The sequence below is a fragment of the Erysipelatoclostridium sp. DFI.2.3 genome, from assembly GCF_019132535.1.
Lineage (GTDB): Bacteria > Bacillota_I > Bacilli_A > Erysipelotrichales > Erysipelotrichaceae > Clostridium_AQ > Clostridium_AQ innocuum.
Window position 1 is genome coordinate 51713 of record NZ_JAHOOJ010000020.1, and the last position, 25758, is coordinate 77470.

29 protein-coding genes are annotated in these 25758 nt (G+C 43.2%); 6 read left to right on the forward strand and 23 right to left on the reverse strand.

What is annotated here, in order from left to right; all coding sequences use genetic code 11:
- Positions 1 to 289: 289 nt before the first annotated feature.
- The 8 genes from KSZ58_RS17340 to KSZ58_RS17375 all read right to left on the reverse strand — a co-directional run bounded on the left by KSZ58_RS17340 (position 290) and on the right by KSZ58_RS17375 (position 7335).
- Positions 290 to 1564, reverse strand: coding sequence for a sensor histidine kinase KdpD (locus tag KSZ58_RS17340; protein ID WP_233104418.1), 1275 nt, complete (start codon positions 1562 to 1564; stop codon positions 290 to 292).
- Entirely contained in the window at positions 1551 to 2228 is a 678-nt protein-coding gene (locus tag KSZ58_RS17345) for a response regulator transcription factor (RefSeq protein ID WP_002607242.1), read from the reverse strand. The genes KSZ58_RS17340 and KSZ58_RS17345 overlap by 14 nt, the downstream gene beginning before the upstream one ends.
- A gap of 6 nt (positions 2229 to 2234) precedes the next feature.
- The gene (locus KSZ58_RS17350; RefSeq protein ID WP_308125184.1) at positions 2235 to 2687 is read right to left on the reverse strand and encodes an ATP-binding cassette domain-containing protein; all 453 of its coding nucleotides are present in this window, start codon (positions 2685 to 2687) and stop codon (positions 2235 to 2237) included.
- Between the two features lie 87 nt (positions 2688 to 2774).
- A complete protein-coding gene (locus KSZ58_RS17355; RefSeq protein WP_009269833.1) occupies positions 2775 to 2927 on the reverse strand; it encodes a response regulator transcription factor in 153 nt (50 codons plus the stop codon).
- Positions 2928 to 2933: 6 nt separating this feature from the next.
- On the reverse strand, positions 2934 to 3704 hold the full coding sequence (locus tag KSZ58_RS17360; RefSeq protein WP_002607241.1) for an ABC transporter ATP-binding protein: 771 nt from the start codon (positions 3702 to 3704) through the stop codon (positions 2934 to 2936).
- Between the two features lie 13 nt (positions 3705 to 3717).
- On the reverse strand, positions 3718 to 6090 hold the full coding sequence (locus tag KSZ58_RS17365) for an ABC transporter permease (protein WP_009269836.1): 2373 nt from the start codon (positions 6088 to 6090) through the stop codon (positions 3718 to 3720).
- Between the two features lie 247 nt (positions 6091 to 6337).
- Positions 6338 to 6814: a 23S rRNA (pseudouridine(1915)-N(3))-methyltransferase RlmH gene (gene rlmH, locus KSZ58_RS17370; RefSeq protein ID WP_002607239.1), complete on the reverse strand. Its 477-nt coding sequence runs from the start codon at positions 6812 to 6814 to the stop codon at positions 6338 to 6340.
- Positions 6811 to 7335, reverse strand: coding sequence for a hypothetical protein (locus tag KSZ58_RS17375; RefSeq protein WP_008818459.1), 525 nt, complete (start codon positions 7333 to 7335; stop codon positions 6811 to 6813). The genes rlmH and KSZ58_RS17375 overlap by 4 nt, the downstream gene beginning before the upstream one ends.
- Positions 7336 to 7685: 350 nt before the next feature.
- On the opposite strand from KSZ58_RS17375, the gene KSZ58_RS23265 reads away from it, so the two are divergent.
- Positions 7686 to 8279 (forward strand): prepilin-type N-terminal cleavage/methylation domain-containing protein, encoded by a 594-nt coding sequence (locus KSZ58_RS23265; RefSeq protein WP_269835548.1) that lies wholly within the window; start codon positions 7686 to 7688, stop codon positions 8277 to 8279.
- Entirely contained in the window at positions 8266 to 8517 is a 252-nt protein-coding gene (locus KSZ58_RS22880) for a hypothetical protein (RefSeq protein WP_233104420.1), read from the forward strand. Before KSZ58_RS23265 ends, KSZ58_RS22880 begins: the two co-directional genes overlap by 14 nt.
- Positions 8518 to 8594: 77 nt before the next feature.
- Here KSZ58_RS22880 and KSZ58_RS17385 read toward each other — a convergent pair whose 3' ends face one another.
- From KSZ58_RS17385 to rpsF, 11 genes are all read right to left on the reverse strand, one after another.
- Positions 8595 to 9212, reverse strand: coding sequence for a TetR/AcrR family transcriptional regulator (locus tag KSZ58_RS17385; RefSeq protein ID WP_009269837.1), 618 nt, complete (start codon positions 9210 to 9212; stop codon positions 8595 to 8597).
- 27 nt (positions 9213 to 9239) lie between these two features.
- Positions 9240 to 9749 (reverse strand): hydrolase, encoded by a 510-nt coding sequence (locus tag KSZ58_RS17390; RefSeq protein WP_009269838.1) that lies wholly within the window; start codon positions 9747 to 9749, stop codon positions 9240 to 9242.
- Between the two features lie 96 nt (positions 9750 to 9845).
- On the reverse strand, positions 9846 to 10934 hold the full coding sequence (locus KSZ58_RS17395) for a S1C family serine protease (protein WP_002607234.1): 1089 nt from the start codon (positions 10932 to 10934) through the stop codon (positions 9846 to 9848).
- Positions 10931 to 11677 carry an MBL fold metallo-hydrolase gene (locus KSZ58_RS17400; protein WP_009269839.1) on the reverse strand — a complete coding sequence of 249 codons (747 nt, stop codon included), beginning with the start codon at positions 11675 to 11677 and terminating at the stop codon, positions 10931 to 10933. The genes KSZ58_RS17395 and KSZ58_RS17400 overlap by 4 nt, the downstream gene beginning before the upstream one ends.
- 127 nt (positions 11678 to 11804) lie before the next feature.
- A complete protein-coding gene (gene dnaB, locus KSZ58_RS17405; RefSeq protein ID WP_008818451.1) occupies positions 11805 to 13151 on the reverse strand; it encodes a replicative DNA helicase in 1347 nt (448 codons plus the stop codon).
- A gap of 8 nt (positions 13152 to 13159) precedes the next feature.
- The gene (gene rplI, locus KSZ58_RS17410; protein ID WP_002607231.1) at positions 13160 to 13606 is read right to left on the reverse strand and encodes a 50S ribosomal protein L9; all 447 of its coding nucleotides are present in this window, start codon (positions 13604 to 13606) and stop codon (positions 13160 to 13162) included.
- Positions 13584 to 15581 carry a DHH family phosphoesterase gene (locus tag KSZ58_RS17415; RefSeq protein ID WP_009269840.1) on the reverse strand — a complete coding sequence of 666 codons (1998 nt, stop codon included), beginning with the start codon at positions 15579 to 15581 and terminating at the stop codon, positions 13584 to 13586. The genes rplI and KSZ58_RS17415 overlap by 23 nt, the downstream gene beginning before the upstream one ends.
- The gene (locus tag KSZ58_RS17420) at positions 15559 to 16482 is read right to left on the reverse strand and encodes a DUF2232 domain-containing protein (protein WP_008818449.1); all 924 of its coding nucleotides are present in this window, start codon (positions 16480 to 16482) and stop codon (positions 15559 to 15561) included. Before KSZ58_RS17420 ends, KSZ58_RS17415 begins: the two co-directional genes overlap by 23 nt.
- A gap of 115 nt (positions 16483 to 16597) precedes the next feature.
- Positions 16598 to 16828 carry a 30S ribosomal protein S18 gene (gene rpsR, locus KSZ58_RS17425; RefSeq protein WP_002607228.1) on the reverse strand — a complete coding sequence of 77 codons (231 nt, stop codon included), beginning with the start codon at positions 16826 to 16828 and terminating at the stop codon, positions 16598 to 16600.
- 20 nt (positions 16829 to 16848) lie between these two features.
- Positions 16849 to 17325, reverse strand: a complete 477-nt coding sequence (locus KSZ58_RS17430) for a single-stranded DNA-binding protein (protein ID WP_002607227.1) — start codon at positions 17323 to 17325, stop codon at positions 16849 to 16851.
- A gap of 19 nt (positions 17326 to 17344) precedes the next feature.
- Positions 17345 to 17638 carry a 30S ribosomal protein S6 gene (gene rpsF / locus KSZ58_RS17435; protein ID WP_002607226.1) on the reverse strand — a complete coding sequence of 98 codons (294 nt, stop codon included), beginning with the start codon at positions 17636 to 17638 and terminating at the stop codon, positions 17345 to 17347.
- 922 nt (positions 17639 to 18560) lie between these two features.
- Between rpsF and KSZ58_RS17440 the strand changes: the two genes are divergently transcribed.
- Positions 18561 to 18779 (forward strand): hypothetical protein, encoded by a 219-nt coding sequence (locus tag KSZ58_RS17440; RefSeq protein WP_008818447.1) that lies wholly within the window; start codon positions 18561 to 18563, stop codon positions 18777 to 18779.
- A gap of 154 nt (positions 18780 to 18933) precedes the next feature.
- Here KSZ58_RS17440 and KSZ58_RS17445 read toward each other — a convergent pair whose 3' ends face one another.
- On the reverse strand, positions 18934 to 19380 hold the full coding sequence (locus tag KSZ58_RS17445; protein ID WP_224727382.1) for an RDD family protein: 447 nt from the start codon (positions 19378 to 19380) through the stop codon (positions 18934 to 18936).
- A 62-nt stretch (positions 19381 to 19442) separates the two neighbouring features.
- Here KSZ58_RS17445 and KSZ58_RS23270 point away from each other — a divergent pair, with 62 nt between their 5' ends.
- A complete protein-coding gene (locus KSZ58_RS23270; RefSeq protein WP_272490531.1) occupies positions 19443 to 19574 on the forward strand; it encodes a hypothetical protein in 132 nt (43 codons plus the stop codon).
- A 260-nt stretch (positions 19575 to 19834) separates the two neighbouring features.
- On the opposite strand, the gene KSZ58_RS17450 is transcribed toward KSZ58_RS23270, so the two are convergent.
- From KSZ58_RS17450 to KSZ58_RS17460, 3 genes are all read right to left on the reverse strand, one after another.
- Positions 19835 to 21229, reverse strand: coding sequence for a murein hydrolase activator EnvC (locus KSZ58_RS17450; protein ID WP_009269842.1), 1395 nt, complete (start codon positions 21227 to 21229; stop codon positions 19835 to 19837).
- Between the two features lie 47 nt (positions 21230 to 21276).
- Positions 21277 to 22506: a peptidoglycan DD-metalloendopeptidase family protein gene (locus KSZ58_RS17455; RefSeq protein ID WP_308125183.1), complete on the reverse strand. Its 1230-nt coding sequence runs from the start codon at positions 22504 to 22506 to the stop codon at positions 21277 to 21279.
- Between the two features lie 366 nt (positions 22507 to 22872).
- Entirely contained in the window at positions 22873 to 23388 is a 516-nt protein-coding gene (locus KSZ58_RS17460) for a hypothetical protein (protein ID WP_009269844.1), read from the reverse strand.
- A gap of 152 nt (positions 23389 to 23540) precedes the next feature.
- Here KSZ58_RS17460 and KSZ58_RS22885 point away from each other — a divergent pair, with 152 nt between their 5' ends.
- Together KSZ58_RS22885 and KSZ58_RS22890 are read left to right on the forward strand one after the other, a co-directional pair.
- Positions 23541 to 23765 (forward strand): hypothetical protein, encoded by a 225-nt coding sequence (locus KSZ58_RS22885; protein ID WP_224721056.1) that lies wholly within the window; start codon positions 23541 to 23543, stop codon positions 23763 to 23765.
- 350 nt (positions 23766 to 24115) lie between these two features.
- On the forward strand, positions 24116 to 24472 hold the full coding sequence (locus KSZ58_RS22890) for a hypothetical protein (RefSeq protein WP_009269847.1): 357 nt from the start codon (positions 24116 to 24118) through the stop codon (positions 24470 to 24472).
- Positions 24473 to 25758 lie beyond the last annotated feature (1286 nt).

The following is a 25758-nucleotide window of genomic DNA, read 5'->3' on the forward strand; positions in this document are numbered from 1 at the left end:
ATAACCGTACAATACATCCCTTCCTGTTTTTTTACGTAACTCTTTCTCTGATATTCTATAGCAGTGTTGTTTGCAGGACAAGCTCTTTTGCAGTATTCATGTAAAAATCAGGAGAGTTCCTATTTTTTTTATGAGACTGCGATCGTTCTTTTACTGTATGATGAAGCAAAGCAGCTTTTTCTCCCTATTCGCTTTATAAAGCATGAAAAAGGATGCACTCCTCACGTATTCCAAGCAAAGCATTGCATCCACGGTATCCGCATTTGCAGGCAGCTGCACCGTTTGGTATTCAATAAGGGAACACGAGTAGAAAGGCCATACCATCCGCTTCCTTTTCGGCGAAAATTTCCGCATTCATACGCCGCATGATTTCCCGGCATATGTAAAGTCCAAGACCGTTGCCCTGCTTCCCCTCGCTGTTGCTGGCACGAAAGAAGCTTTCAAATATATGATGAAATTCGGTGTCACTCACTGTATTTCCAGTGTTAAAAATACGAATCAGCTGACAATAGTCCTCTTCATAGCACGATATTTCTATCCTTCTTCCATCTCCGTATTTCAAGGCATTTTCCATAATGTTTTCCACGACCTCAAAGCTGCGCTCCAGGTCTCCCTTCAGCAGCAGGTTTTCATAGGGCTTTACCACCAGCTCCATACGCCGCAGTCGCAATGGCTCTTTATACGCGTGAACAGCCTTGTCGATCAGCTCCTTCAAATAGAATTCACTGTTTTGGACCTGTATATCCAGTATGTCGTGACGGGACTGCTTCATGATTTCTTCGACATAATGTTCAATTTCCTTCCCCTTTTCCTGTATCTGATGAGCTGCGTGTACATTTTGTGCCTCATCCGTATACAGATGCTCCTCCAAAGCCCGCGCGTACAGCTGGATGGTGTTCAGCGGTGTCTTAATATCATGTGACAGAGAAAGCAGCAGCTTCTTCTTTTCCTTTTCCAGCTCCAGCTGCCGCCTTCTGGAAGTATCCAGCGAATCCTTCAGCTGTCCGATTCCAAGCAGGAAATCATGTGCATATCTGCTTTTTTCCTCCTTCACGATCCCCTTCCAATGTCCCTTCGCAAGCTCACCGGGAAGCTTACGCACTCGATCAAAGGGCTTTAACAGGTGCTTTCTCAGATAGAGAAGAACACCCAGCAGCATTGCGAACAAAGCGGCGAGAGACAGCTGTGTGCGCAGCATCAGTCCGTTGGTATCCACAAGCGAGCGATGATAATCAAAGCGCAGATATCCTGTCAGCTTTTGCTTTCTGTAGACGGGTGCCACATGCATCTCCAGATTATTTCCCTCCTGGAAAAAGGCAGAGGCTGTTTCTCTGCTTCCTTCCTCTGCGGACAGCCATTGCAGCTTTTCGATATGCGGATAGCTGTTCCGTGCGATATCCTCAGCCTTCGTACCCTTTTCCACCTGCTGCAGGATACGATTGATTTCCACACGATATGCATGGTCCATGGTTTCCTCCATCTGCAGAATACTCCACCCGAGAAAGGCTGCAATGCCCAGATACAGCAGGAAACAGGAAAGGATCAGGATATTATACTTCTTCAAAGCGATACCCCACGCCCCAGACTGTTTTAATCCGCTGCGGCTGTTTTGGATTCTTCTCTATTTTGTCCCGCAGCATTTTGATATGAACGGTCAGTGTCTGCTGTTCACTGAAGCTGTCCATGCCCCATATGCTTGCGAAAATATATTCCTTGCGCAAGGTCTTCCCAGCGTTGGATACCAGCAGTGTCAACAGCTCGAATTCCTTCGCATTCAGCTCCATAAGATTTCCATCCACAAAGGCTCTGTGCTGTGCACGCTCAATGACCACACCGCAGCAGGATATGGTTTCCTTGCGATGCAAATCGGATGTACGCTGTAAAACAGCACGTATTTTGGCGGCAAGTATTTGCGGATCCACAGGCTTTTCGATATAATCATCCGCCCCCAGCTCATAGCCGTTCAGCTGATCATTTCGATCCTTTCGCGCACTCATTATCAGTATCGGAACCGCTTTATGCTCCCGCACTTTTTTGCATACCGTAAAGCCATCCATATGGGGCAGCATGATATCAAGCAGCAGCAGACGTACCTCTGTCTGTGCAAGATAGGAAAGCGCAGCCTCCCCGCTCTCCACATGATGCACCTGAAATCCATCCCGCTTTAAAAAGCTTACGATCAGCTGGGCAAGCTCACGGTGATCCTCTACAAGTAATATATCTATCATAGGCAATTACCATCCTAACGTTATCAGCCATTCATTTAATCTGCGCTCCCGCTTGCGGATATCCGTACAGTCTTCCCATGCGCCAAGCTGCATTTCGTCCCGGATATTTCCGTCCTCGATATACAGCACACGGTCACAGCGTGAGGCTACCTTCATGTCGTGGGTTACCAGCAGTATGCTTGTCCCTTCCTTATGAATACGGTTCAGCTCCTCCATTACCTCATGAGAGCTCTGCTTATTCAGGGCACCTGTCGGCTCATCCGCAAACAGAATACGCGGATGATTGATCAGGCTGCGGCAGATACAGGCACGCTGCAGCTGTCCTCCGGATACCTCATTCACATCGTTATCCGCGATTTCACTGATGCCAAGCTTCTGCATAAGCTTTGCGGCATAGGCATTGATTTCTTTTCTTCCCTTTACAGACTGAAAAGTAAACCACAGAGTAAACCACAGAATAAATCACAGAGTAAAGTATGCTGAGATGTATACTTTTTCTTTCATAAAAAGCTTTTATAACCGCTGCCAATTCCTTTTAATTGCGTATTATCTCAGCAGACGTACCTCTGTCTGTGCAAGATAGGAAAGCGCAGCCTCCCCGCCCTCCACATGATGCACCTGAAATCCATCCCGCTTTAAAAAGCTTACGATCAGCTGGGCAAGCTCACGGTGATCCTCTACAAGTAATATATCTATCATAGGCAATTACCATCCTAACGTTATCAGCCATTCATTTAATCTGCGCTCCCGCTTGCGGATATCCGTGCAGTCTTCCCATGCGCCAAGCTGCATTTCATCCCGGATATTTCCGTCCTCGATATACAGCACACGGTCACAGCGTGAGGCTACCTTCATGTCGTGGGTTACCAGCAGTATGCTTGTCCCTTCCTTATGAATACGGTTCAGCTCCTCCATCACCTCATGAGAGCTCTGCTTATTCAGGGCACCTGTCGGCTCATCTGCAAACAGAATACGCGGATGATTGATCAGGCTGCGGCAGATACAGGCACGCTGCAGCTGTCCTCCGGATACCTCATTCACATCGTTATCCGCAATTTCACTGATGCCAAGCTTCTGCATGAGCTTTGCGGCATAGGCATTGATTTCTTTTCTTCCCTGCTTCGTTCTTCCCTTTACAGACTGATAGGCCGGTAAAATAATATTATCATAAACGGACAGGTTTTTCAGCATATACATCTGCTGGAAGACAAATCCCATTTCCTCCAGGCGCAGATCGCTGATCTCATTGCGGCTCATATCCGTAAGCTCACGCTCAAAGAATTTCACACTTCCGGCTGTCGCACTGTCCATCCCGCTGATGGTATACAGCAGGGTTGTCTTACCGGAGCCGGATGGTCCCATGACGGCGATCATTTCCTTTTCTTCCAATGTCAGATTGACATTTCTCAATACGTTGTTCTGTCGTTTATTTACGATATATGTCTTACACAGATTGCTTACTGTTATTCCACTCATAATAGCTTCCTCCTTATTCCATATTGTTCATTTCACGTATATGGATACGCTTGATTTGACCGGTAGCAAATATCGTTGCACAGATGATTCCCAGCAGCAGTACACCCGGATATATCAGATAAACCTGCACCGGATCTATCTGGATATGCACATCCGCACCCATGATGGCGAAGATCGGCTCCAGCATGAAGCGGTTACTGAGCATGGACAATGGAACTGCCGCAAGCATGGATACCAGGGCAACCAGAATCATCCGAATCACCTGCCAGCTGCGAATACTGCTGTTACGGAATCCAATACTCTTCATCATAGCGATTTCTCCCTTTTCACGTACGATGAACAGCTTTTCCATCAAGAGTGTAATCAGCATAATAACAGCACAGAGCATGGCAGTCATCGGAATCAGAAGCTCACTCAGAGATTCCTGAATACCGCCGATATTGCGATCGACAATTTCCTGAGCCGTATACCATTCATAATCAGGAAACTGCTTTTGCAGGGTATCCTTCAGCTCCGTTTGGCTCTTGTCTGTCTTCATATCAACATTGACATTCCAATACTCAAACATGTCCACCTTACTTAGATCAAGCTTTGCATTCAGACGGGCACTGCTTCCCAGCTGCATATAATCGGCGTAGCTTCCCGTAATGATAAACTTGTAGGTTTCACCGTTCAGATCGGCCTCTATACGATCTCCGATATGCCAGTTGTTATCCTCCAGAATGAGGCGGGAGAAGGCGATTTCGTTTTCCAGCACAGGAGCACTGCCTTCCAGATAATCCAGATATTCCGTATTGCGCCCCTGTATTTGCAGGGACATGATTTTCGTATTGCCCTTTTTTCCAGGAGCATGAAACGGCAGGAAGTAAATGGAGGAGGCCGTCAGCTCAGCATCATAGCCCTTTTCCTTCATTTCCCGCTCCACACGCTGCATTCCCTTTTTCAGCTGCGCGGAGTTTCTGTATGCGGAATCCTGTTTCCCTTCAATTTTCTTTATATATACAGCACTGTCCGTATTCACGGTGAATTTGGATGCCATTTCACTGCTCTGCATGGTATTGATGGTATTCAGTGGAATTGTGATCAGAACAAAGCTGATACAGAAGGTAACCAGCAGCAGGGCATAGCGTTTCAGATGCGTCAGCATGTCATTGATACCCAGATATGCGGGAACACGCAGATATTTCTGTTTGAACAAATACAAGGCCGACGCTTTCGCAAAGCTCTCTCCGCTGTGTCCGCCCCGAATGGCGGATATCGCGGTAATGCGGCTCAGCTTTCGTGTACAGTTCATACAGAACAGCATGACCAGAAAGATGATCAGCAGGGTACAGAGAATATTTACAAAGAAGTTAACACCGCTGTCCTCCATAATCATATTCACACTGACTCCCGCCACCATGATACGACTGATCGGTACGCTGATCAACAGACCGAGGAAAGCTCCGCTGCTGACAAGAAATGTATATTTCACAAGATACAGGCGCCGTATTGCCTTATCCCTCAGGCCGATCGCCTTCATGATGCCGATTTCGCGATACTCCTCTTCCATTGTGAACAGCAGGGTAAAGCGAAGAACCAGCAGAGCAATCAGAATCATGCAGATGCCTACAAGAATTAACAGAGCCGCAAGAATCAGATCAAAGGAATAAATCATGGAATACATACTGCGTGACACCGTATTCAAAACGGATGGAAAGCTTTGCAGATTCTGTGCTTCCGTAAATTCGGAAATGGAGCTTACATTGATGAAGTATAACGCATACGTCTGTTCACTGCCCGCTTTTTTAAATTCTCTATACATATCCGAATTCATAAAGATTCTTGACATGCCAACCATATCATTTCCGAACGCCGCATCCTTTACCACGGTTTTCAGAGTAAAGGTCTTATCTCTTCCATTCAGGCTTATACGCACCTTATCGCCGACCTTCAAATCGTTTTTATCCATCAGAAACGCAGGCATGCCAATCTCATCATCCTGCAGATGAAGAGCTCCCCCATTCGGATCAAAGCCCTTGCAATAGTCACTGCTTTCCTCGGACAGGAAAAGGCTGAGTCCTTCCGCGTTAAACTTCTTTCCATTCTCCCTGTGCAAATTTTTCTGTTCCACAGAGAGCATTTCCTGATAACCGTAATCCTTCACACCCGGAGCCTCGGTTTCTATCCATTTCATGATCTTCTCTTTTTCCCCGGAATTTACTGCCACCAGATTCACATCCGGTATATTTGCATAATCCATGTAGTAATCCACAGAGGAGCTTACAACAAGAATATTATTTACACTGCTTGCAAGAAATACCGTCGCAATGGTAATAAACAGAAACAGAATCAGATTGACACTCTTTCTATGCATTAAATCTTTTTTCAACATTCGTTTCAGCATTGCCGTCACACCCTTTCTACAAGCTAAGAATACCGCAGTCTTTCTTAAAAAATCCTTAAATACCGAAGAAAGCTTTCATCCCTACCATTTATTCACATATATTCTTTTTCAATCAGATTCAACCACATTTATTTCAATATCAGCCATGTATTTTCATAAAGAAAGCAGAAGCTGTTCTGAACCTCTGCGGATGCTCCTGCTTTGTATTCATCTTTGAAAAGGATGGCGCAGGTATGATCTTTGTACACTATTTATGATATGGATTGTTGTTCTGTATCATAAAGGCACGATAAATCTGTTCCAGTACGAGCACTCTTGTCATCTGATGGGTAAAGGTCAGATCACTCAGCTTCCATTTCCAGTTACAGCGATCATAGACATTTTTGCCCGGTCCCAGAGAGCCTGCGATAACGAATGTAAGGTTACTGGTCTGATAGGTCTGTAGCTGATCAAGCTTTTTGGAAAACCGCTCACTATCCACCATTTCTCCCCATAAATCGAGAAGGATTACATATTCCTGCTCTTTTATTTTGGCAAGAATGCGTTCTCCTTCCTTTTCCTTAACCTGATTGTTCTGTGAATCGCTGTTGCTCTGCGGTGCCACTTCATCATTTACTTCGATGATTTCCAGCTTTGTAAACGGCCGCAGCCTTTTTTCGTACTCTTCAATCTGTGTACGCAGTGCCTTCTCCTTTATTTTTCCTACTGCAACAATTTTTATCATAAGTTCTCCTTTACCTGCTTCAATAGCTCCAGCTTACTCTCCAGCCATCTGCGGCGCAGTCTTTTAAATATCCGATATTCTGCGAGCACCTCAACAATGCCGGATGCTGTATCCACTGCGTTTACCACCCATGCTTCCCTGCACATAGGTGGTATGACGGTTAACGGCCACATATGCTTGCGGATGATCTCCTGCTCCCGTTCGCTGATTTGAAAATCGCGCAATGCATTGCGATTCGCAAAAAAAGGGTGGCGAAAGCCATGCAGTCTGTGCCAATCCTCTGCCTCATGCCAGTCATATAGAAAATAGTCATGCAGCAGCGCGCCCCGCACCAAAGAGCGTTCATCACAGGACATCCGCAGCTTTCTGACCAGTGTAAAGCTGTAATAGGATACGACGAAGCTGTGCTCCAGACAGCTGATGGATCCGTGCTGTATATACTTCTGCATATCCCATACCCTGGCATCCCCCAGCAGCTCCTTCGCTATATTTAAAAATTCCGGTACTTCCTCTACGTGCATATTCCACCTCACTACGAGAATTATTGTACGCTGTTTTTCATCAGAGTGCAAATATCAGAAGCCGTACTTTATCGTATCCAATACTCGTTGCAAATAAATGTTCAATGCTCAAAGCGTAGCCTTTGACCTGCAGCCGAGGATATATCACCTGATGATTATTTTATAAGAGCGTCAATATTTCGTAATCTCCTTCGCATAAGCAGTGAGGATACTCAGGAAACAGGTATACACGGATATTTATGTATAGGCGTTTATTTCAAGGCTTATAGAATATAAAAATCATATCATTTTTTCGTAAAATGTCTACAAACCACGAATTTCATAGTACAATGAAAGAAAAGGGTGATGGTATGAAAAAGAATAAAAAAGGATTTACACTTGTCGAGATCATTGTTGTTCTGGTAATCATCGGTATCCTGATGGCACTTGCTGTACCGGCTGTTATGAGCTACGTGCGCAAGGCGGCAGATACCAAGCTGATTTCCGAAGCAAGAAGTGTCATGGTAGCCTCCAAGGAGAAGGGAATCGAGCTGGTAAACAAACAGCAGCTGGATTTACTGGCGACGGATGAAAATATGAAGGATATCATGAAACGCTCGGAAGTGGAAGGGACCCTGATGGAAATATATAAAAACAAGGCAAATAACGGTGCCGGAGATTTTATCGTTTTGATAGGGGAAACCTATATCCGATATGATGATCAACAGCAGAAGTATGAAATATTGACCTCCTATGATAATCTATTTGTAAAAGCAAACGAAATTCACCTTGCTTTGATCAAGGGAGAGCCTCTCAGCATCATTCAGGCCTTCATCGATCAAAAAGATAAGGCATTCATCAATTCGGAAGGTGCAAATGCCGGTAACAGTCTGCGCAAGGCGCTTAACGACGCTGGTATAGCCAGCGGATATGATTACAGCTTCAGAATCTATGCAAGTAAGTGATAACAATTATACGATAACGATAAGTGAGCGCAAGGTAACCTTGGAGGATATAAAAAAGGGAAATAAAGTCAAGGTTATCCAGTATGATTATTCCGGAAATAATGGATTTAGCGGAACACCACGTGTTAAAACAGCAAATGCTTCCGTTAAGCTTGGAGAAGACTCCGGAGGTACACAGGACGATTACGCTGCATTAAAGCTGGATGATATCAAGGACTGGGAGGTTATCTCACAATAGCCATGTGAATGTAATAAAAAACTGCAATGCATCTGTGGTACGCTTGACCGGTATCACTGATGATATAAGCAGTTTTTTTACTGATACTCCTTCTTATATGCCATCTTCTTAAACATGACCTTCCATTCTTCAAAATCCTTCATGATGTTCTCCAGCTTGAGCGTTTCCTGACAGCTGAGCTTTTCATGCATATACCCCTCTGTCATCCATACCAGCATCTGATACACCTGCTTCGGATCAACATCATTGTTAAATTTTGAGAAATCCACATGCGCAAAAAAACGGTCAAAGGTCGTGTCCATCAGAGAATGCAGCTCCATTGCCACATCACTGCTGACAGCCTCGCGGCGGGAAGAAAATGCCCGGCAGATAAAATCCAGAATAAACGGATGCTCCACCATTATCTGCATTTTTTTCTGCGCCCCGAATTCCATCAATGCGAAGAAATCTGTGATTTTTGTGAAGTCCCCATCATCCAGCGTCTTTGTGATGATAGTTACACAATACTGAAACAGATACATATAAAAGCTTTTTTTATCCTTGAAATAATAGAATAATAACCCCTTGGATATGCCTGCCTTGACCGCAATATCCTCTGTGTTTGCCTTTTTGTATTCATATCTGCCAAACACTTCCATACCGGCATCGATGATACGCCGCTGCTTCTCCTGTGAAAGCTCCTCGAATTTTTCCATACTATATACTCCTAACACCCTGATATGTTATTCAAAAAAAGCTATGATTTCCTGTAGGCTGACCGGGGCCATCGCGTTTGCATCGACGCCCACATCATATCGTAACAGACCGTTATCACGGTTTCTGTAATTTACATCCGCATGATTGTGCTGATGTCCGTGCAGATGGATTGCTCCGTGATAAAAGCCGTTCCATTGCGCTATCGGATAATGAAATAAGACAAAGGTATGTCCCGCATACTTCAGCTCATGCATCTGCTTTACCCATGTAAATATAGACTGATCAAATTCCTTTTGATGAACAAAACGGTCGTGATTACCTTCGATCAGATACTTTCTGCCCTTTCGCTTCTTCAGCATTTCCCGGGCATACACATGATTTTTCATGGTTACATCTCCCAGACTATACACCTCGTCATTTTCGCATATCCTTCGGTTCCAGTTTTCCACAAGCGCCTCATTCATTTCTTTAATATAATGATAGGGTCTGTTGGCAAGACGGATGATATGATCATGAGAAAAGTGCAAATCCGCCATGAAGTATATCCTGCTGTCACCTGCTTTCCCTATACATACAGCTATTTTAGAAAACGGTATCCGTGCAGGATCATGCATCAGATACCGTTCCTTTATTTATTCCAGTATTACCGTCTTTTCGATTTCTTTGCCATTGCGGTTTACGACAATGCTCACCTTGTCCTTTACCTTATGACTGTAGAGATACTGACGGAACTGCTTATAATCCTTGATCTCCTTACCGTCAAATTTCACAAGGATGTCACCTTCTTTTATTCCAGCAGAGGCTGCCGGTGTCCGTGAGGCAACCTTGACAATCAGCAGGCCGCTTTCCACCTTGGAATCAATTCCCAGATATGCCTTGTCCAGCATACTCAGCTGCTCGATCGGCTGTACGGAAATTCCGAGAATCGGACGTACCACCTTGCCGTTGTTTTCCAGCTCCGTAATGATGGGAAGAACCTCATTGATCGGCAATGCAAAGCCAAAGCCCTCTACGGAGGTATCCGTTATCTTCATGGAATTGATACCGATCAGCTCTCCTGCCATATTGATTAACGGTCCGCCGCTGTTTCCCGGATTGATGGCGGCATCCGTCTGCAGAACATTCACATCCCAGTCCGCAACACCGTTGTTGTCGATATCCATTTCCATTCTTCTGTCCACACCGGATATCAGACCACCGGATACACTGCCCTGATACTCAATGCCCAGCGGACTTCCCATGGCAATGACATATTCCCCCTTTTTGACAAGTGAGGAATTCCCCATCACAAAGGCCTCCGCTTTGAAATCAACATCTGTTTTCAACAGTGCAAGATCGGTTAACTCGTCCTTTCCGACGATATCCACCTTCTGTTCCTTGCCGTTCGCAAAGGTGACAACCGCTTCATCCCCATCCGCAACAACATGATTGTTGGTGATGATATAAACCGTCTTTCCGTCAACCTTATAAACTGCACCGCTTCCAGTGTCGAGTGCCTGACCGCGTGCTCTGGCAGTAACTGTCACAACCTTATTTTCGCTCTTCGCCACAAGCTCTGTCACATCACTTGTGATATTTACACTTGCGGTTTCCACCTTCTGCTTCGTCTGCTGTGCAGCAGTTGCTGCTGTTGTGTCCTCTTTTGATTGCAAATATAAAATCGTCAGGACGATATTCCATCCGATCAGTGCCACTAGGAGAAAGGCTGTCAGTCGTTTCATGATGATTTCCCTCCGGTATAAATGGAAAACTGATCCGCAGGATACAGGCGGAGATCCTCGCGATCCTTCTGTTTCCGCTTCAGTGTTTCCTTCAGTGTGGTAAGTGCCATGTCCCGTGTGTTTCCTTCCTGGGAGATATGCGCAAGCACGATTTCCTTTGTATGATCCCCCATGACATCACACAGGATGTTCGAGCAGTCCTCATTGCACAGGTGTCCGCAGTCACCGATGATACGCTGCTTCAGATAGACAGGCCTTGTCGTCTGCATCAGCATCTCGATATCGTGATTGCTTTCAAAGACATAATAGTCCGCATTGCGTATGTATTCCTTAACCTCATCTTTAATATATCCCGTATCTGTCACATATACCATTTTCTCATCCTCGGTCTCGATGACATAGCCTACGGTGCCTTCACAATCATGACTCATCGGCAGTACGGTTATTCGAAAATCCTGCAGTTCAAAGCGATCGTAGGGGCGTATGCCGTGCAGATGGCTGGTCGCGATATCCTGTGTCGCATATGTTGGTATGGGGTCAAACAGCTTCATCTGTGCGATATGGTCGCTGTGTGTATGCGTAATCAGAAGTGCATTGCTCTGCATGGGATCATAGCTGATCTGTTCAAAGCAGCTTTTCAGATATTTTCGCGTTGTTCCACAGTCAATGACCAGTTTGGTATCCTTATGTTTTATCAGACAGCAGTTACCTTTGGAACCGCTGGCCAGTAGTGCAAATTTCATATGCGGCCCCCTTTTCTTATACGATATGTCCACTTCCTTGAGCCCTTGGAAGAAACAGGCTGTCGCATCACAGCCGGTATGCTATCTACATGCAATATGCAAAAAGTTATATAACAACTATTTGACACTATGAGAATCCGTCGTGTGCAATGTTGAAGAAGGCAGATATGGATTTCTGAAATGCAAGCTCCACCTTGCCTGTCGCACCGTTACGGTGCTTGGCAATATCAAGATCGGTCTGATCGGTCGGATTGTTTTGTTCCGCCTCATCATCCTTCGCATAATAGGCATCACGATACAGAAACATGACGATATCGGCATCCTGCTCGATGGCTCCGGATTCACGAAGGTCGGACAGCATCGGATGCTTGTCGGGACGGGTTTCCACGGAACGCGACAGCTGTGAAAGTGCGATCACCGGACATTCCATTTCTCTGGCCAGTCCCTTCAGGGAACGGGAAATTTCCGATATTTCCTGCTGGCGGTTATCTCCGCTTTTCCCGCTTCCGCTGATCAGCTGAAGGTAGTCAATGACGACCAGATCAAGACCATGCTCACTTTTCAGCTTACGGCATTTGGAGAACACCTCGGATATTTTGATATTGGAGCTGTCATCCACAAACAGCTTGCTGGCCATCAGTTCATTCGCCGCTTCGTTCAGCTTGCTGAATTCATCATCCAGAATAGCACCGCTTCTCAGCTTATTGGATTCCACTGCGGACTTGGCACTCAGAATACGCTTCATCAATGCCTCCGCCGGCATCTCCAGTGAGAAGATGGCAATTGCCCCGGGATTGTAAAAGGATGCATTCAACGCCAGATTCAGCGCGAAGGCAGTCTTTCCCATCGCTGGACGGGCCGCAAGAATAATCAAATCGCCACGCTGAAAGCCGTTGGTCATACGGTCAAGGTCGGTATAGCCGGTCTTGATTCCGGTTACACGGTTATCACTGGTGCGCAGACGAATCAGCTCCTGCATGACATTGGAAACAACCTCCCGGCTGCTTTTGAAATCAGTGGCACGACGGCTGCGCGTAACACCGAGAATATCCCGTTCCGCCTTATCCATGATTTCATCCAGATCATTCGCTGTATCAAAGCCGTCCTCGGCAATCTGTTCAGCTGCTTCGATTAAGCGTCGCAGATGTGCTCTGCTTTTGATCATTTCAATATAATACACACTGTTGGCGCTGGATATCGCCGTATCACTCAGCTTGATGATATAGTCAGCACCGCCGACCAGATTCAGCTGCTCGATATCCTGTAAACGGGCAATCAGCGTGGTGACATCCACCGGCTTACCGCTGTCCGTGATATCCATCATGGCAGAGAATATACGCTGATGGATATCCAGATAGAAATCTCGCACATCCAGCCCCTGATCATATACAACGCTGGTTACGCTGGGATAAATCATCATTGCGCCGAGAATGGACTGCTCCGCCTCGGTGCTATGTGGCAATTCTCTACTCATAAAGCCTCCTATCCGTTCACATGAACACGAATGGTTCCGATTACCTTATTTCTGTAAAGATCCACCTTAACATCCGTATAGCCCAGAGAGGTGATGGCATCGTTATCGATGACCTTTCTCTTGTCCACATGAATTCCGTATGTTTCATGCAGCTGTGCAACAATCTGCTTTGTGGAAACACTGCCGAACACACGTCCGCCTTCTCCTGTTTTCACATGGAATTCCAGCGTGATCTTCGCAAGCTGCTTTTTCAGGTCCTCTGCATCCGCTTCCTTCTGCTTTTCCTCCAGATCATGCTGTAGATTCTGCTCATCCAGAATCTCCATGCTTTTCTTTGTTGCCATTACCGCCAGGTTCTTATTCAGTAGAAAGTTTCTTCCGTAGCCGTCACTGACCTCTACGATATCCCCTTTCTTTCCCAGCTTCTTTACATCACTTAGCAGTATCACTTTCATCTTCGTCGTCCTCCTTGTTTTCTTCCAGATAGGTATCTATCATCTGTTTCAATTCTTCCTGTACGGCCTTCACCGTTGTTTGTTCTCTCTGCAGGGCAGCCATCGTGAAATGTCCGCCGCCATGCATATTCTCCATGATAATCTGTACGTTGATCTTCCCTTTACTGCGGGCAGATACCGCCACTTTGCCGTTTTCAATATTACCGATGACAAAGCTTGCCTCCATATCCTTGATATTCAGCAGGCTGTCTGCCACCTGAGACATCAGTGTACGGTTGATTACACGGTTGTTATCAACTGCGGCGATCAGAATACCATCCGCATATTGTCCTGCATATTTCATGATTTCCGTTTTTGCCTCGAAATCATCAAAATCCTCCTTCAGAAGATTCTCTGCCGTAATCGGGTCAACTCCCAGATTTTTCAGATAGGCAGCAGCTTCAAACGTACGGCTTCCGGTTCTCGTCTTAAAGCGGTTGGTATCCACCAGAATACCGACATACATCAGTGTTGCCTCTTCCTCACTCAGGTTTACCTTATTGTTCTGATAAGGCAGGAATTCGGTTGCCAGCTCACATACGGAGCTGGCACTCGATTCCACATACACCAGCAGCGGATTACCGATGAAGTCCTCACTTCTGCGGTGATGATCGATCACAACGATACGGTTAGCTGCCTCCAGTGTCTGCGGAGCTCCCGTCTGTTTTGGATTGTGATGATCGACGGCAATCAGTAAATCGTCGTTTTCTATCATTTTCGCGGCATCACCGTCACTGATAAAGCGGTGCCGTCCCTCCAGCTTCTCCCGGTACAGCATCAAAGCCTCCTGCAGCTGCGGTTCGATTCCACCGCCATCCGATACAACATATACCTCCTTGCCATAGGCAGCAGCCAGCCGTGACATACACAGCGCACTTCCCATGCAGTCAAAATCCATATTCTGATGACCGATGACAAACACCCGGTCGGCTTCCATAATGGCTTCCTTGATCGCCTGCGACATCACACGGACACGCACCTTGCTTCGTTTTTCACGTGCCTCACTGTTCCCACCGAAATATTTCACACTTTCGCCATACTTCTTGACAGCTGCCTGATCACCGCCCCGGCTCTGTGCCAGCTCCAGAAGATCATTCACCATCGTATCCAGCAGACGGAAATCATCCGTGCCACGGGCAAACGACATACTCAGCGTTATGGATACATCGATATCCTCAGCGTTTTTACGTATCGTATTCAGAATGTCAAATTTATCCTGTACGACCTGTTCGAAAATCGCCTCATTCAAAATGACGAGAAAGCGATCGGAGCGCAGACGCCGGATAAACATCCCGTAGCGGCCTGCCCATTCCACCAGTGGCTGACGCAGCTGTGTATTGATGGTTGCCATGGTTCCTTCATCCTCATACTGCTGAATTTCCATATAATTATCCAGCTGCAGCAATCCGGCAACGATACTGTCCTTCTTAAACCGCTCTGTTATGGTCTCCAGCTTGGTGATATCACGTACAAACAGCACCTGTCCGTTTTCCTTGCGGGCAATCTCATATACATATTCCCCATTCGGATCACTTGCCGTCAGCTCGTCCACAGAGCCGTTGAAAAGATCTGTAATCTCCGGAATCCAGCTGGTCAGCTTTTTTCCGACAACATTAACAGAGCGCTCCTCCAGAAACTCATTGATCCATGTCGCATTGTACTGCTCATCATACGTAATGATACCAACCTCGCCAAAGGACAGGGCATCCTTGGCGTCATGTCCCAGAATATGGGAGATATCGATATCCCGCTGTTCCTTATCACGCTCATACTTCAATACGATCCAAATGATGACAAGGATATTCAGAATCAGCAGAATCGTCATGGGCAGAATCTGAAGACCCGGAATTCCGGCCATATACAGCACAAACAATGCCGCAGCTTCCGCAATCAGTATAATTGCGATTTGAACCTTAAAATTTTCCAAACGATCCATTTATGACACCTCGTTTCATTTTATCTCTCAGCAGAAACAGGATATCCGCAATGCCGATTACGGCAATGACATCCTGTACATAGGGCACAAAGACTGCAATCATCAACAGCAACACAAATGCGCGCTTTCGTAACAGCACCAGCAGTCCCATGATACACATCGCTCCGCAGGCGATTGCATGGACCTTGCAGACAAGGTAGGCCCCCAGCAGTATCGTCGAAGCTTCCTGGTTTAATTTTAGCACATTTCCACTGTAAAATAGAACCCAAATGACAAGAATCAGCCATCCGTTCCATTTCGAAGCACGAATACTGAGAATATTGTTCATCGGATGCACCCTGATATGCAGACGGGAAAGCAGGATGTTTCCAATCATATGGATGCACATCGTCTGCAGCACGCTCATGAGAACAGCTACCAGAACAACAATGATCGTTACGGTTTTCATGAGATCGATTCCGGTATGGATGTTCATAAGCTCCAGTATGGTTTTCACCAGCTCGATATCCTCTGCCGGATCATACCCGAATACAGCCGCAAGCAAAACGGTTGTGACCAGATAGGAAAAGAATGTGAAGATACCGCTGAAAACAAGCAGCGTACCGTTCTTCCAGCCTTTTCTCACCCCGCCACCATATACAAGTCCCACAACGATGCAGCTGAAGAGATAAAAGATCGTTGTCGGTGAGCTGATCATGAAGGAAAGCAGCAGCATACTGACAGAGGGAACCAGTGCATTGTGCACTCCGTATTTTGCCGTATAGACAAGAATGGGGAAGGTCAGTACCCAGTACATGAAATATTCCAGCATATTGCCAAGCTGCCGGTTGATAAACAGGACCAGTCCGACAATGGCGCACATCATTGCCCCTTCTGTTATCTTGCGTGTCTGCTTGTTCATATCATCTGCTTCCTTTCTTTCTTCATAGTGCCTCAGCAATGCTCCGTGCCGCCCTGTGCAGGGATACAGCTATGAAAAAACTCCATCCTGCGACAGATGGAGTGAATATGCGATATTATTCGCTTACGTAAGGCAGTAAAGCCATCTGGCGTGCACGCTTGATTGCAGTAGCCAGCATACGCTGATATTTTGCACGTGTACCTGTTACACGTCTTGGAATGATTTTTCCGTTTGCGGAAATGAATCTTTTCAATAATTCAATATCCTTGTAGTCGATGCTTTCAATTTTATTTTTCGTAAAGTAACATACTTTTTTACGTCCCATACGCTGTTTTTTGAATGCCATAGAAAATCTCCTTTCTACCATTAAAATGGTAAATCATCACTTGCGATATCCAGTGTATCGCTGCTTGTAAAGTCATTGGAGTAGGACTGGGAGCTGCTGTTGTCACTCTGGTAGCCCTGATTGCTTCCCTGATCATAATCAGGTACATAGGCATTGCTGTTCGCATTGCTTGCGGCAGCGCTTTTGCTTTCCAGAAACTGTACGCTGTCTGCGACAACTTCTGTTACATAAACGCGTTTCCCACTCTGATCATCATAGCTGCGTGTCTGGATTCTTCCTTCCACACCGACCAGTGATCCTTTATGTGTATACTGTGATACGATATCCGCTGTTTTATTCCAGGCAACCGTGTTGATGAAATCAGCGTCCGGCTGTCCCTCCTGCTTGAAACGGCGGGTACATGCTACAGTAAAAGAAACAACAGATGCACCGTTTGCAGTCTTACGCAAGACAGGATCTTTCGTTAAACGACCGACTAATACGACTCTATTGATCATATGTCCATCCTCCTAAGTCTTACTCTTCGTCCTGAGTTTTGATAATCATATAACGTACGATGCTGTGGTTGATACGTGCCAGACGCTCGAATTCGTGAATTCCTTCGTTGTTGGCAGTTGCATTTACGACAACATAGTAACCTTTTTTCATGTGATTGATTTCATACGCGAACTCTTTCACGCCCCATTCGTCTACCTTATCGATAGTACCCTCGTGGTCAGTAATAATCTTGTGGAAACTGTCCATCAGTTTAGTGCGTGCTGCATCATCCAGGGATGCGTTCACGATGTACATGATTTCGTATTTTTTCATTCTGTACACCTCCTCGTGGTCTTAAGGCCCTATATCCGTTATGTATAGAGCGGGGAGTAGAGATTTCTACCCGTCTATTGATTATAGCACGGGGAAGGGATGAAGTAAAGTGATAATTTGACTTTTTCCAGATGGCAGAGAGCTGCTGTTGTTTTATTTGAGCAAACAGATGGCAGATCGATAACACGCTGTGGTTATCCTTATATATAGGAATGTATTCATGGCGATATTTCTGATAGAATCACGTTTTAATTAGCGGGATAAGAAGGAAGTGAGCACATCAATTCATTGTAAAATGTATTGACTTCATACCATATAATGTTTATACTTTAAGTACTGAGACAAAAGGTCTGTAAAGACTGGAAAAGAGAGTGGACAGTTGGAGCCGTACACTCTCTTTTTTTTGGAGGTCTGAGACAAAAGGGGGTGTGTGATTTCTACATGCAGGATAAGGACTGCCGCAAAAATGAGATCAGTTACATAGCGTTGTTACCTGTGGCTCCGCCGCTCGATGAGATAGATCAGCGTCAGAAACATCAGGTACGCTATAATCTGATCCGTATGTACGCCCCCTTTCTTCAGCACACAGAACCTCATGCCCATACTGACACCTCCACTATTACATACGGATTTTTATGATCGAATTCCTAAATTTTACATCATTTCCTTAAAAATAACCTATATAAAAATTAGATAATCGTATAATGTAAAGTTTTTTCATTGATTTCAATTATAAGAATTCCTCACACAAGAAATACTTTTGTTATGTAACAGCTGATATTTTCAATGCGATACAGTTACACTATTTACCTGTTTTATTCTGTATCTACTTTGAGCTTTTATTTGCATCCCAATATGAAAATAACGTCCCGTTACATACCGGTTCTGAGTGCTATACTAAAGAAAAGAAAGAAGGGATTCGATGAAACTGCTGATTGGATCAGTTACGAAGTGTGAAGAAATTAAACTGGCAGTCCTGTCCATGGATTTACCGCTTATCTATCAGGGTAAGAAGGGACTGCAGATGGTTTTCGACTGTGCATCTGATGAGGATGAGAAAATTATTCTGAGAAAGGTAAAAGACGAATTGAAGCAGCTGCCGGAGCTTGGCGGCATCTTCTACAATGTGACATGTGGATAAGCAGATAGCCTGTAGCCTCACTTTACAGCACAAGAAAGGAAAGCACTTCTGATGAATTACAGAATCATGCTTTCCTTTTTCATACAGCTTAGTTTCTGTTTCTAATACTGTCCGCCCTGGCTTATGTTACACGTTGTCACATGTTCCTTATTTATCAAATAGAAGAATGCTCATTCTTCTGTTTTTCAACACAAGTCACTCTGGTTTTCGCAAGATAATCATGCAGTGCGCGATGCGAGTCTGTTTTCATTACAAGAATAAGGGATAACGCTGTAAGAATCATCCCTGCTAACTGCCAGTAATAATCTACATAATAGCTCAGTGACAGGGTCACCAGCTGCCGGATATAGTTTGATGTGACAAATGCTGCACCCTCCAGCAGGAAGCCGCCGATAACCTGCCGTTTTAACAGGGTAATCAAATCCACTGCTGTACCATCCGTTTTTTCCATGCGGTAACCGGCAACACGTTTTCCAAGTGTCTGCCCCGGCCAGATACGCCATGGAACATATACATAATAAAACAGCGCAAACAAAATGCAGAGTGCCCCGGCAAGAAAGGCCCAGCTGCGTGCATAACCAAGTGATTCAAAAACATACAAGCCGCCAAATCATACAATTCTTTTATGATGATTAGCATTGAAGGACTCGCGTCTATTTTAAAATGAACTACTCAAAGCACACGCTATCCGGTATTCAAAAAAAAACAGATGAATTCAACTTCAAAAACTCGATCGACTTCTATTTGTCTCCTGATTATACGATAGATATTGAGACAGAAAGTCCGAAATTGTAAAGACAGTTAAGGCGGTCGGTTCTTTCTTACTTTAGGGTGTTTACAAACAGAGAGAATTCAACTTCTATTGATAAATATAGTGTTAAATTCTCCCTGTTTTAAATTTACCCACAATCAAGTAAGAACCTCGGCTAAGCAATCACTCTCTTTTTTGTTTAGAGGTCTGCAATAGAAGAGATGTGAAGCATTGTTACCTTCAGGATAAGGACTGCCGCAAATAAGGGAAAACCACTACTCATAGCTTTTTCTAATTAGAAATGTCAGAATATTGTTTCCGGTCTTTCCCGACACGGTGTACCACTTGCATCACAGGATCTATTGAGTGCAGCAACTCCCCATCCACAGCCCCATGCAAAATCAGCTGTAGAACGGAACTGTGTGATTGCTGAGGATACGCTCATCGTTCCTAAATTAATCACTTCAATATGACAATGCGCACCTGTAGAATTGCCGCTATGCCCTGTTAATGCCAGTAATTGTCCTTTTTTAACCTGAGTACCAGCTGATACAGCAAAACCTTCACGCGATAAATGAAAGAAGCTGATAGCATATGTTGTACCACCTGCCTGTATCAGCATATGAATTGTATTGCCTCCACCTGCAGGATAACCAACCCAGTTATTGAGGAATCCACCGTTAGATGGTACCGGATTATTTGCATATAAGATGATACCGTCAGCGGGAGCAACAAGAGATGTACCAACCGGTGTCGCAATATCCAGGCCTAAGTGAACACCACCATCCGGATATGCCCAGGTTCCTGCAGATACGCTGCCCCCCTGAACTGGCATAATTAGTGTGCCATTGCTGCTGAAATTCAATTTCCCTGCTACAGAAGTATTAATATCGATCATATTATTTTCTATACTGGCGATATCCACCTGTACAGAACGCATCTTTTCATTCAACTCAGCTTCTTGTTTAAGATACTTTTTTAATAGCTCTTCTTCCTGTTTTTTTGCCTTTTCAGTCTCTTTTTTATGTTTCTCATTCTCTGCTTTTTTCGCTTCAACGTCAGCTTTCAGACGGTTCTCCTCACTTTTTTGATGATTTAGCTCATCTTTATCTTTCTGCAGCTTCTTGATTTCTGTCTGATCACTGTCTGTAATCCTTCGAAGTCCATCTACTTTACGAATCATATCGACAAGATTATTGGAACCCATGATTACTTCCACATTCATATTAGTACCGATCACTGCCTGCTCATTAAGCATTCGATCTGTAATAATTTTATTACGCTGATCGATATCCCTTTGTTTCTTTTTTATTTCAACATTCAGCTTTTCTATCTGAATTTCAATGGTACGGATATTAACCTCATTGCGTTCGATGCTCTTATCTAGTTTATCAATCAAGGACTGCAGTTGTTTCATCATTGTACTGATTTCCTCAATATTATTTTTAATTGATGAAATTTTGGTATTTAATGAAGACGCTTCATCTTCCAAATCAGAACTGATACCTGCGTAATACTGCTTAAACCTATTACATTTTTGTGCTTCTGCTTCACTCTCTTGTGCCACACTACATTTATTCAGCCAGTTCTCTTCTTTACCTTCAAAATCTACAGCATATAAAGAGCTTTGATTTAACGATGCAAGCAGACAGCCTGACAATGCTGTGTACAATACTGCTTTGATTTTTCTATTTGTCATATCTACCTCGTTTTTGTCTATACCTCGTTAACTTATACAGAAAGATATCAGAGCCAGTAGTTTTCCGGACGCTCTCTGCATGGTGCGCTGCCACAGGCGTTCGGTGCCTCTGCATTCCACCCTGTTCCAAATGTAAGGTCGTTATTACTGTTATAAATATTCAATGCCTCAGACATACTCATATTACCAACACGAATGATTTCCACATGGCAATGATTCCCCAAACTCCATCCGGAGTCTCCTGAATACCCAAGCACCTGCCCCTGTGATACCTTCTGTCCTGGGGTAACTGCAATAGAAGTCATATGATAAAATGGCATTGCATAGATAGTATTTCCCTTTTTTGTAAGAAGCAATACATTATTTCCACCGCCAATCGGAATACCGCAGTTACTGTAACCATTTCCACATCCTGAATATGTATGAAGGATGACTCCAGCTGCAGGAGCCTGTACAGGGATATTTATTGTACCTCCTGTAGAGAAGTCCATCCCCATATGACCGCCTCCGCCAGGATAATGCCATGTTCCAGATTCATAATGCCATCCATAGGATAGAGGTACCAGAAAAGAATCGTTATTTGAAGTATCATTCGGGTGATTTGGAACCACTGGTTCCTGAGGTGTCTGCGTATCTGGTTTTTCAATATCATTATTGGTATTGTTGTCAGGTTTAGCAGTATCCGGCTTTTTCGGCTTATCAAATTCTTCTGCTATTGCCAGGTCAATTTTAGGAAGTGATGTCTGGGCCATTTGGATCTGACGCTTCTGCGCACTCAGCTTTGACTCCTGCTTATGATAGCCGTTCAGTAGTTCCTGCTTCACATTGTTCAGTGTTTCAACCCGCAACTTATCATCCTTTATATTGTTTTGCTGCTCAATTAGAAGCTCTTTTTGCTCTTTCACAATGGCGCGATCCTCGTTGAGTTTTTGCTTTTCCTTGTTCAGTATACTGATTTGTTCGTTTTCATACGTGTTTAATTCACCAACGATTTCCGTGCGACGCAAAAGATCAACAAAACTTGATGATCCCATAAGGAAATCGATATAGTAATTGCTTCCGGTGTAAGCCTGCATTTCAATCAGACGTTCGCGCATCTGTTTATCACGTTCTTTGATATCGTTTTCCTTCTCACTGATTTTAGCATTCATATCCTCAATGGAGTTTTGCATAGTTTCAATATTCAACTGAACTTTATGTATCTGTTTATCATACTGCTCTATTTTTTCATTATTCTCTTTAATGAGAGGAGCAATTTTATCAATATTCCCTTTCACTTTGCTAATTTGATTTTTTATTTCTTTGATTTCATCATCTAGGTTATTCGATTTGTTCTGTAAATATTGTTTATACTGTCTGCATAATCCTTGTGTTTCAGAATTTTTGATCACTTCACATTTTGCATTCATTTCATCTTCTTTACCTTCAAAATTTTCTGCATACATGAAATCGTAATTGCTGATGAATAGGATACCTGCAGCAAACAATGCTAATATAAGCCCTTTTTGTTTATGAAGCATAGCTGTTTTTTCCATTTTCCTTTCTTATACTCCTAGTATCTTTTTATTATTATCTAAAAATGCTGCATCACCATTGCAATGCAGCATTCCCTTATTTATGTTCCGTTTTCAAATTTTTAACTATTAACTACAACTACCATATTTATTATTCGGATTATGTTCGTATAGAGGCCCTGCATTCACCCAAACATACACATCTTTTCCCCACTTATCTTTGAATTTTAATTTTACAGTATTAGCTGTTGCATTATTTGCATATACATAAAAGCCTAAATTATGTATTTGCGCAAATTTACCATCTGGATGAAAATATTCTCCAACACGAAGTATTTGATCTAAACTGCCAGTACCGCCAACAGAACTTTGATACACCTCAATCAAGGACCAAGCGGGTAACCAAGCTTTCAAATTATTATTATAAATTAAATCCTTTGCTGCATCTACTTTATCCACTCTGTATGAAGTCATACCACTATTTCGCGGTGAAAACTGTGCATATTCGCCTGGTTGAAGTATATCATCACAAGGATTCATTACCGCTCTCCCATCTGGATTTTCAGTAGTCGCTGCTGTAACATTAGTTCCTAACAGAGGTATTGCAAGCATCATCATTAAAACCATTTTACCAATTTTTTTCATTTTTTCTTCCTCCTATAAATAGTTAAATATATTATATTACAATTTTTGGTTAATTACAATCGAAATTATATAGGAACCTGCAATTCGGACGAAAAGGTATTTTGTAAAAGATAAGAAAGAGTTATAGTATAGATGAAGGGATGGTGATGGATATGCTAGCGAAAAAAGATAAAGAAAAAGCTATTGAGTTCTTAAAAGAAGGAAAGATAAAAGACCTACTCACCTATGTTCCTCAGGTAGCTGATGAAATTGTCATCAATGCTGAAAAACATCATAAACTCATTTCTACTTTTGATGAAACCTTTCCTAACCAGAATTCACACAGAGATGCTATTCCTCCTAGTGTTTTTCTTACATTAGGCCTATTGCCAGACTGAAGAATTTCCAGTCCATGGCTTCTTTTCCTCTTGCCACTACAAACCCATATCTGCTGGAGCATCTGAATTTTGTAATTCATACCGGAAAAGAAGGTCTTTTCAACGAAAAGAATGTCAGAATGTTTTCGAAAAAGTATAAGGGCAGCTTATTTGTGGAATATACGAATGATTTCCTCTTAAAACTTTTTGGAAACACTATATTTAGAAATATGCATAACTTCAGTTATGACTGTTCTGAAATCCCAGTCAACTTAAAAAATGATAAGTTTGAACATTCCTCAGTGATTACTGAAAAAAAGGTGAAAAGATCAGAAGATATAAATTAGGGGTTTTACGTGGTCAGCTGCCACATGGTGGCGGATCCATGTCAGATTGTATTCGGACAGCTGAAAACCCATGATCTGAATCTCTCCAGAGATTCCCTGACCAGCAGTCCGTGGCTCAAAAAAGGTGACAACCTGAATGTTGACAGAGGATTCCTTGATCATCTGCTTATGAGGGATTTCAATGAAAAAGGAGTATCCGTCACAGTTCCTACAAAAAAGAATATGGAGATATACAAAGAGGCTGTAGCCATTGCTATAAAAGAAAATGACTGGGGCATCCATCCAAACCCAAAAAGAAAAAAACAGAAGATACAGCTGGTAAAGGATCTTGCGCCATTTTACCAGGGAGATCCGGCAAAAGAAGAATCTGATGGTATCTGAAGACAAGAAATATGCATATGCAGTAATACTGTGCACTGATACAAGGCTCACAGCAAGAGAAATCATCGAAAATTATGAAACAAGATGGCGATGTGAAGAGGATTATCGTCAGCTGAAGGAATTCTGAAAACTGAATACCTTCACAACTACAAGGTACGAAGGGATTCTTCTGGAAATGATATGCTGTATCATTGCATACGCATTATGCGAACTGTATAAAGAAACACCAAAAGGAGAAAAGTACAGAAAGCATTGCCTGATGAAATATATAGAATATGACAGGAAGTTATTCAGAATGTCTGAATTGGGCTGTGTTTTGGTAGTACCTCATTATTATGTAGTTCTGGAGATGAAGGAGATCATGAAATTGTACAGGTATTGCGATGAGGAGACATGCAAGTTGATTGATAAGAAAATAGGCAGTTAGCTGAAAAAACGCTTTTCAAAAAAATCGGGGCCTTTTCTGCGCCAAAATAAAAAAATCAGTCTTTCATCTCAGAGATTATGATAGATCTCATTATATTGACTGATTTTTTTTGCATACATTAATTTAACCCTATCCTATGGTCTAATTTATCTTTTGTCCGAATTGCAGAAAAAAAGACACCTATACTTTTTTGTATAAATATCTCTCATCTATATTTCTTTAACTTAATGACATTGGCATCTAGTGAAATTTTTGTTACTATTCACAGTCGAATTCAATTGTATGAAACTCAGTTTAATGAAACTATCTGTAATGAAAAAAGTACATAGTCTTGTTCCAACTCTTGAATAACCTACATTCCTATGAGAAATCACATATTTTAGCTTTAACTGTGAATAGAACAAATTTTTAATTACCCCTGATTTCCTCTTTTCTCATATGTCAACTTCCTTAACTCTTGGCAGTGCCTTATTGATATAGGTTTAAATTAATTATTTATATTTCCCTATACGTAAAACAGACCAAATAATTACAGTAAATGTATAGTTAATCTCATATATCCATTTGAATACCATAAAGCATGAAATTTTAATATTTCAAAAATCACTAATTAATAATATCATATATTTTTACAAATTAATAGTCTAGTTATTTAATATAGTTTTATATATAATTAAAGTGTAAAAATTAGGGTCATGTTGAGGAGGAGAAAGAAAATGAAAAATAAATTATTGGGGTATCCAAAATATTTGGGGGGCTAAACTTTAGGGGTCAATTTAGGGGTCTGAACTTTGAGGGACACTTTAGGGGGATAAATCCCAAAAGAAACAGGTGGCATTCATCTGTTTCTTTTTCTATA